General features: G+C 42.6%; 10 protein-coding genes and 1 tRNA gene. 8 read left to right on the plus strand and 3 right to left on the minus strand.

The features are described 5' to 3' along the window. Positions 1–89 precede the first annotated feature (89 nt). The 3 genes from Q0380_RS04790 to Q0380_RS04800 all read left to right on the plus strand — a co-directional run bounded on the left by Q0380_RS04790 (position 90) and on the right by Q0380_RS04800 (position 3,223). Positions 90–1,106 (plus strand): OmpA family protein, encoded by a 1,017-nt coding sequence (locus Q0380_RS04790; protein ID WP_298960776.1) that lies wholly within the window; start codon positions 90–92, stop codon positions 1,104–1,106. A gap of 66 nt (positions 1,107–1,172) precedes the next feature. Continuing rightward, a complete protein-coding gene (locus Q0380_RS04795; protein WP_298960778.1) occupies positions 1,173–2,231 on the plus strand; it encodes an HAD family hydrolase in 1,059 nt (352 codons plus the stop codon). A gap of 918 nt (positions 2,232–3,149) precedes the next feature. Continuing rightward, a tRNA-Gln gene (locus Q0380_RS04800) sits at positions 3,150–3,223 on the plus strand. Positions 3,224–3,385: 162 nt separating this feature from the next. Here Q0380_RS04800 and Q0380_RS04805 read toward each other — a convergent pair. Then, on the minus strand, positions 3,386–3,847 hold the full coding sequence (locus tag Q0380_RS04805; protein WP_297882701.1) for a DUF411 domain-containing protein: 462 nt from the start codon (positions 3,845–3,847) through the stop codon (positions 3,386–3,388). Between the two features lie 158 nt (positions 3,848–4,005). After that, positions 4,006–4,434, minus strand: coding sequence for a hypothetical protein (locus Q0380_RS04810; RefSeq protein WP_040303372.1), 429 nt, complete (start codon positions 4,432–4,434; stop codon positions 4,006–4,008). A gap of 219 nt (positions 4,435–4,653) precedes the next feature. Here Q0380_RS04810 and rplU point away from each other — a divergent pair, with 219 nt between their 5' ends. The 4 genes from rplU (at position 4,654) to Q0380_RS04830 (ending at position 5,972) form a co-directional block, all read left to right on the plus strand. Continuing rightward, on the plus strand, positions 4,654–4,962 hold the full coding sequence (gene rplU, locus Q0380_RS04815; RefSeq protein ID WP_040303368.1) for a 50S ribosomal protein L21: 309 nt from the start codon (positions 4,654–4,656) through the stop codon (positions 4,960–4,962). Positions 4,963–4,972: 10 nt separating this feature from the next. Continuing rightward, entirely contained in the window at positions 4,973–5,230 is a 258-nt protein-coding gene (gene rpmA, locus Q0380_RS04820; protein WP_291938329.1) for a 50S ribosomal protein L27, read from the plus strand. 272 nt (positions 5,231–5,502) lie between these two features. After that, the gene (locus Q0380_RS04825; RefSeq protein WP_298960783.1) at positions 5,503–5,625 is read left to right on the plus strand and encodes a hypothetical protein; all 123 of its coding nucleotides are present in this window, start codon (positions 5,503–5,505) and stop codon (positions 5,623–5,625) included. A 38-nt stretch (positions 5,626–5,663) separates the two neighbouring features. Then, complete coding sequence (locus tag Q0380_RS04830; RefSeq protein WP_298960786.1) at positions 5,664–5,972, plus strand: hypothetical protein; 309 nt, start codon at positions 5,664–5,666, stop codon at positions 5,970–5,972. A 45-nt stretch (positions 5,973–6,017) separates the two neighbouring features. Here the strand turns inward: Q0380_RS04830 and Q0380_RS04835 are convergent, their stop codons facing one another. Continuing rightward, entirely contained in the window at positions 6,018–6,419 is a 402-nt protein-coding gene (locus tag Q0380_RS04835) for a hypothetical protein (protein WP_298960789.1), read from the minus strand. Between the two features lie 68 nt (positions 6,420–6,487). Here Q0380_RS04835 and Q0380_RS04840 point away from each other — a divergent pair, with 68 nt between their 5' ends. Then, entirely contained in the window at positions 6,488–6,634 is a 147-nt protein-coding gene (locus Q0380_RS04840; protein WP_297941722.1) for a hypothetical protein, read from the plus strand. Positions 6,635–6,824: the final 190 nt, after the last annotated feature.

Genomic DNA, 6,824 nt, shown 5'->3' on the forward strand with positions numbered 1-6,824 from the left:
AAATTTGTGGCGAAATTGTCGCAAATTTGTAAATTCTTTAAAAATTTTATGGTAATATCGAATTATAACTTTATTTGAAAGGATGTTTAATGAAGAAAGTTCTACTTGCATTAAGCTTGTGTGCATCCGGCGCATTGTTCGCTAGCGATGCTGATTATCACTGGGAGATCACCCCTACTATTGGCGGAATGACTCATGAGGGTAATATGGATTTGGATTCGAATTTTATGTTCGGTCTACGTCTTGCCAAAAATCTACAAGATTCGTTTATCGATCAAATAGAGGTTGGTTTTGATTACTCTCGCAATATCGGCGTAGAGGATTTAGCTCACAGAGTAGGCAACGATAAGCCTGACGCTAAATATTATCACATCAATGCTGTAAAAGACTTGGTAAATTTCACCGATAATTTCAAATTATACGGCTTGCTAGGTTTGGGTTATATGGATTACTCTAGAGACGTTTATAATGACGGCGATCTAGACAGCGGCTTCGGTCAATACGGCGTGGGTCTAAAATACTATATCACCGACAACTTCGCTACGAAGCTTGAAGCACGCGATGCTATCAGATTTGATGACGGCAACCACGTATTGTTCTACACTCTAGGCTTTGCGGTCGATTTCGGCAAGAGACATGCAGATGCAGCTCCGGTCGTTACGCCTACCGCTTGCACCGATGCAGATAACGACGGCGTATGCGACAATGTCGATAGATGCCCTGGCACGCCTGCCGGCGTAGTAGTCGATGAATACGGCTGCGAGAAAGTCATTAGATTAAATTTGGGCGTAAATTTCGCTACCGACAGCTCGAAAATCTCTCCTGAGTTTATGAACGAGATCAAAAACGTAAGTGACGTGCTAGTAGCTCATCCTGATTACAAGGTAATCTTAGAGGGCCACACCGACAGCACGGGCTCAGACGCTTACAACCAAAAGCTTTCCTTGCGCAGAGCTGCGGCGGTTGCGGGCGCGCTTCAAACCTTCGGCGTAGATGCTAGCAGGATCAGCTCCGTAGGCTACGGCGAGTCTAAGCCTATCGCTACAAACTCTACTAAAGCGGGTCGCGCTCAAAATAGACGCGTTGATGCTAAATTTAGAAAATAGTCTTTTCTAGATCTACTTAAGCGGGGCTTCGGCTCCGCTTTTTTTATATCCGAATTAAATTTTAAAATGCCAAAATTTCAAACTACCCTGCTTTTCGATCTCGACGGCACGCTCATCGACTCCACGCCCGCTATACTGGAGGGCTTCCACTACGCGTTTGCGCACTTAGGCGCCGCGGAGCCTAGCGACGAAGCGATCAAAAGGCTTATCGGCCATCCGTTAGAGGTGATGTTTGAGCGCCTGGGCGCGGCACGGGATGTGCGGGATTTCGTGCTCGCCTACAAACATCGATACGCGCAGATATTTTTGGATCAGACCGTTTTGCTAAACGGTGCGTATGAGGCTGTAAGGGCGGCGAGCGAGTTTGCAAATTTAGGCGTCGTGACGACCAAGACGTCGAAATTTTCTAAAATTTTATTGCAGCATCTCGGTATCGCTGATTTTTTTGGTACCATCGTCGGGCGAGAGGACGTGCAAGATCCCAAACCAAGCGCCGAGCCGATCTTAAAGGCGCTTGAAAATTTAGGAATTTACGGCGCGAACGCTAGCCAAAGCCCGCATGCGGCTCGCGGTAAAACTCACGATGCGACTGCCGATGAAAATACAAGTGCTGCTAGCAGGAGCGCGATTTTGAGTGAAATTTCAGCGCCTGATTTAAAGAGTCTTCCTGCGCTTGATCCTGATCCTAGCAAAGTTTACGAGCAAAATTTAAGCAGTATTGCGAGTCAAAATTCTGATAGAATTTCATTTAAAGATTTAAGCGAAGTAAAGAGCGATAGACATGAGGCTGGCGATAAGAGCCAAAAGAGCGGTATCGGCATCGAGGGCGAGAGCTATAAAAGCGGTGCGCGCGGCAGTAAAATTTATGATGCGCATGAGCTAAATTCCACTCCTTGTTATGACAAAATTTGCAGCAACGAAATCCTGTCTTCTGTTAGCCAAAATATCTTTATGATCGGCGATACGTCGCTTGACGCCATTTCGGCAAAGTCGGCAGCGGTGCGAAGCGTGGGCGTAAGCTGCGGTTACGGCAGTGCCTCGGAGCTACGGGCGCATTTCGAGTTCGTATGCGCGGACGCAAAAGAGGCGGTTGAGCTGATACGTGAAATTTCATCAAAATTTTAGGTGCAATAAAGCGAATTTTTTCTAGCTTTGATACGTTATTTTTGCGAATACTTAGAAGTGAACCCGCGCCCGAAATTTAAAATTTCCAATTAATTTTTGAGTTTTGAACAGCACGCGATATGAATTTGCTCGTGCTATTTAGCTGGGGAGCAAGGTGCTTTCTAGGTGTTCAAATGATACGCGAGGTTAAATTTCGCATATTTCTGCTCTGGTCTAGCAAAATAGCCTGTGCCGTATTAACGATATATGAGAGATTTCACTCCGTTCGTCGTGCTTGATTTGATTCGTCGAATGTTTGGTATTAACACAGTATATGGGAAAATTTCGTCGCAGTCAAATTTTACTCAATTTCGCAATATCTTTTGAGTTTGCGAACGGATTTTGCAAGAAATTTAATGCAAGCTTCGCACTCAAATTCTGGCTTTGATTTTAGTTTATACTCCACCTTATCGTGATAAATTCTATGTCCCGCTTGAGGCAAGTATTTGATAGGCTCATTGCGCGATCCTGTCGCAAGCCTATTTGACGCTTATTTAGGCGCCGTATTTGGGTTTTGTCGCAATTATGCTCGCTACGGATTTTCGGTGTGATTTATAGCATTTAAGGCCGCGCCCGCGCCCAGCGAGCACTAAACATATATGTTTTGAAGGCTTATATGCTAAAATTCCATCCTGCGACAAATAGCTCGCAAAGGCGCGAATATAGGATAAACTAGCCAAATTTTAAAATTTAGCTCCGCGGCGAGCAGCCATATTCTTTTATCGGAGCCGATGAAAGCAGCGTTAGCTTTTGCGTTTTAACTTTATCGTTTAGGCGCAGCAAGACTTTAAATTCAATCTAAAATTTTGCAAAATTTTAAAATTCCGCCCGCTCTTATGCTTTTTTAAAGCAAAATTCTATAAAATACCGCTTCCGCAATGGGCTATCGTCTAATGGCAGGACAACAAACTCTGGATTTGTGAATATAGGTTCGACCCCTATTAGCCCATCCATCCGAATTTTAATTTCCTTTATCATGCTAGTTTTTGAAATTAATTTGCGCGTCATTTTTGCATATAGTGGCAGCATTCGCCGGCTAAAGCAAATTGCGCCAAGCCATAAATAGGCAAAATTTTATCGAGCCAATAAGTAAGTTGCCGCTTTAAAGCGGCGGATTATTTGATTTTTTCTTTGCCTTTGTAAGTGGCGATGCTTTGATACGAGCCATCCTTTTTAAACGCTACCACATCATAGACCTCGGGCTGTGAGCCTTGCTCCATACCTGGCGCTTCTAGCGGCATGCCAGGCACTGCTATGCCGATGACGTCTTTAGGCTTATTTTTTAGTAGCGTGCGGATCTCACCTGCTGGCATATGCCCTTCGACTACATACCCATCTATGATCGCGGTGTGGCAGCTAGCGAGCTCCAGCGGAAGTTTGAGCTCATTCTTCTTCTGGATAAGCGGCTCGTCAGCCAGCGAAATCATCTCGACTTCAAAGCCATTTTGCTCCATGTATTTTGCCCAGTTGTGACAACAGCCGCAACTCTCGCCGTGATAGACCTTGACATGTTCGCTTGCCGAGACATAGCTTCCTAATGCCGCTAAAAGCGCACCTGCAAATAAAATTTTCTTCATATTTTACTCCAGTGATTAAAAGTTCTCGATTATACAATACGAATAGTAAATTTTTAAGAGCGAACCATATAACTCTAAGATTAAATTTGACGAAGCAGACCCGCTCGTAAGCCGAAATTTTAAGAAATTTTAAAATTTCGGCGTCGCGGATAAGTTGGTTATAGACACTGAGACAGTGCTGATTTGATAGCGGATTTTGATACGTAGCCTTCCGAGTCGCTGGTAAGTGATACGTCGCAGCCTGGCTTATAGTTTTTCCAGGTGTAGATGTTGCCATTGTCTTCGGTTGTTTTGATGGAGTCTGGCTGTTTATTCCATGCAGAAATTACTTGATTGATATGAAATGCATCGCTGCGGTCTTTCGGCGCATTAGTCATACCTGTGCTGTCGGGCAAGGTCGTTTCGACCATATCAGTGGTGCCTGCGGTGGAGACCTCTTGGACTTTATCATTTACGCCGCCGATATTTGTTTTGCTGCTTTGGGATTTTGTTTGATTGCGTACTCCGCTTGGTTCGTTGGATATATTCCAGTTGGAACAACCGATAAAAAATACCGCTGCTACGAGCGCAGCTATTAAATTTCTCATAAAATTCTCCTTCAAAAATTTCGTTGCGATAGTAGCACATTTATCTTTAGTTTAAAATAAATCCGAGCCCTTGAAATTTGAAATTTCGTAGGAATTTGGCGAGGCGTTTCAGTAGGAATTTATAAAATTTCGGATAATATTCAAAGTTTCATACCAAACGGGCTTTTAAATTTTGCACGGCAAATGCCTTTTTGGCTACCAAATTTTAAAGGATTTTTGATGTATGCTATCATCAAACACGGCGGCAAGCAGTATAAGGTCGAAGAGGGCAACTACCTAAATTTAGACCATTTTAATGCTGAGCCGAAAGCAAAGCTCGAGCTTAGCGAAGTTTTAGCGCTAAACGACGGCGAGTTAAAGGTAGGAGCACCGTTCGTAAAGGGTGCCAAGGTGGTTTTGGAGGTCGTTTGTGAAGGCAAGGATAAAAAAGTCGTTATCTTTAAAAAACGCAGACGCAAAGATTCAAAAGTAAAACGCGGCTTCAGACGCCAATACACCCGCGTCAAAGTCGTTTCGATTAACGCATAAAGGATAGGAAATGGCACACAAAAAAGGTCAGGGCTCGACCCAAAATAATAGAGATAGTATCGGACGCCGCTTGGGCGTTAAAAAATTCGGCGGCGAGTTTGTTCGCGCGGGCAACATCATCATCCGCCAGCGCGGCACTGCGACGCACCCGGGCTGCAACGTAGGCATGGGCAGCGATCACACGATTTTCGCGCTGATCGACGGCGTCGTAAAATTTGAGCGAAAAGATAAAAATCGCAAAAAAGTATCGGTTTATCCGGCCGCATAAGCATCGCTAAATCTTTGGGGGCGCAAGCCCCTCTTTTAAATAAAATTCGAAAAATTGCTGTGAAATCCAAAGTATTTTCTTATGTGAAAAAATTTCGTTATAAAAACTCGCTACGACGAGATTTAAAATTTATCAAAAAATCACGAGTTAGAAATGATAGGCGCGCCGTTCCTCAGACTTTAAAGTTTAGCTCTAATTTTGAAATTTTACCGAATATTATTTGTGTAAATAATGGCGCATGGGGAATTATTTAAATTCTAAAGGGATTGGCTATGATAAAAATAGACAAAAGCGAAATTTTAAAATATCTCGTAAACAACATAATAGACAAAGACCTATTAAGAGGCATAAACGCCCTTATCGACGAAAGTATTAAGTCATTAAAATCGAGATAGACGGTAATAAAATTAGTCCGAGCGACGCGGAAAAAATCGTGAAAGATATACAAAGTAGCGATAAATTTAAAAGCTTGATAGGTGAAGCCGCGAAAAAGAACCAAGCATCCATCAAATCAGGTGGTGGATTTTGGTTCGGTGCTGTCGTAGCAGGAGCGATAGCTTATGGCGGATACGATATATTTTTGGAGCGTTATTCAATAGATGAAGAATACTCTTTTATCTCTAAGTGCGTCGGCGAGCAGGGTGAGGAGTATAAAAAAGACTATTGCGTTAGGCAACTAAAAAAGTGTTTAAAGGACGATAAAAAGATTCGCGAATGTTCTCGCGGATTGTCGGGTCGCTAGAAGCGGCGATCGATTTGTGATCACGCCATATCCATATTCAACGGGCTATGTATCGCTTGGCTCGTTCATATCACCAAAAGCTATTTTTGAGCCCTCTTGTATATTTTCGCAAATTTCATCGCCTAAAATTTTTCTCTCGAAGCTATCGTCTATAAGCGTCTTATAGCGTTTAAGCTTTTTGTATTCATCGCTATCAAGCAGGAATTTATAAATTGCTTTTAATTTATCCGCCATTTTTTGCGAGCTTAAATTTTTGTTTTTAACTCTTTGCATGAGCTTTTCGTATGATTTTGCTCGTTTTTTTAAATAGCTTTCGTCATCTGAATTTTCGTCGAATTCTACAAATTCTATTAAGAAATTCGTCAATCCAAGCCTTATCTGACTAACTCCATTTCGTATATCGTCCACTAGCTCTTTGCATTTTCTATCATAATTTTCTGTCGCCATTTGTCGCCGAACCTTTCTGTAAAATTACGCTAATTATATCAAAATCTTACGGAAAGGAGGTGATTAAAATGAATACGTCAGATATGAGCCAGGACGAGCTTGATTTGTGGTCGAATATAAATAATCCAAACAATGATGCCGATATGGACGATTGGGCGGATGCGCATAATCCAAATAACGATGATTATTTGGGTGATGACGACGAGAATGAGTGATTTTATAGTTGTGACCGGTTAAATTTATATAGGTCGCCAAATTTGCATCAAAAGCCAGATTGGCTTATAAAGGAGAAATGATGGCAAAATCAGAAGTTAGACCGCCAAATGGTCCGAGCACTACCGGTAAACCTAGTGGTAAAGGTCGCGGAAATAATCCGCCAAAAAAATAAATATTCTCCTCCTTCGG

Source organism: uncultured Campylobacter sp. (assembly GCF_937959485.1).
Lineage (GTDB): Bacteria > Campylobacterota > Campylobacteria > Campylobacterales > Campylobacteraceae > Campylobacter_B.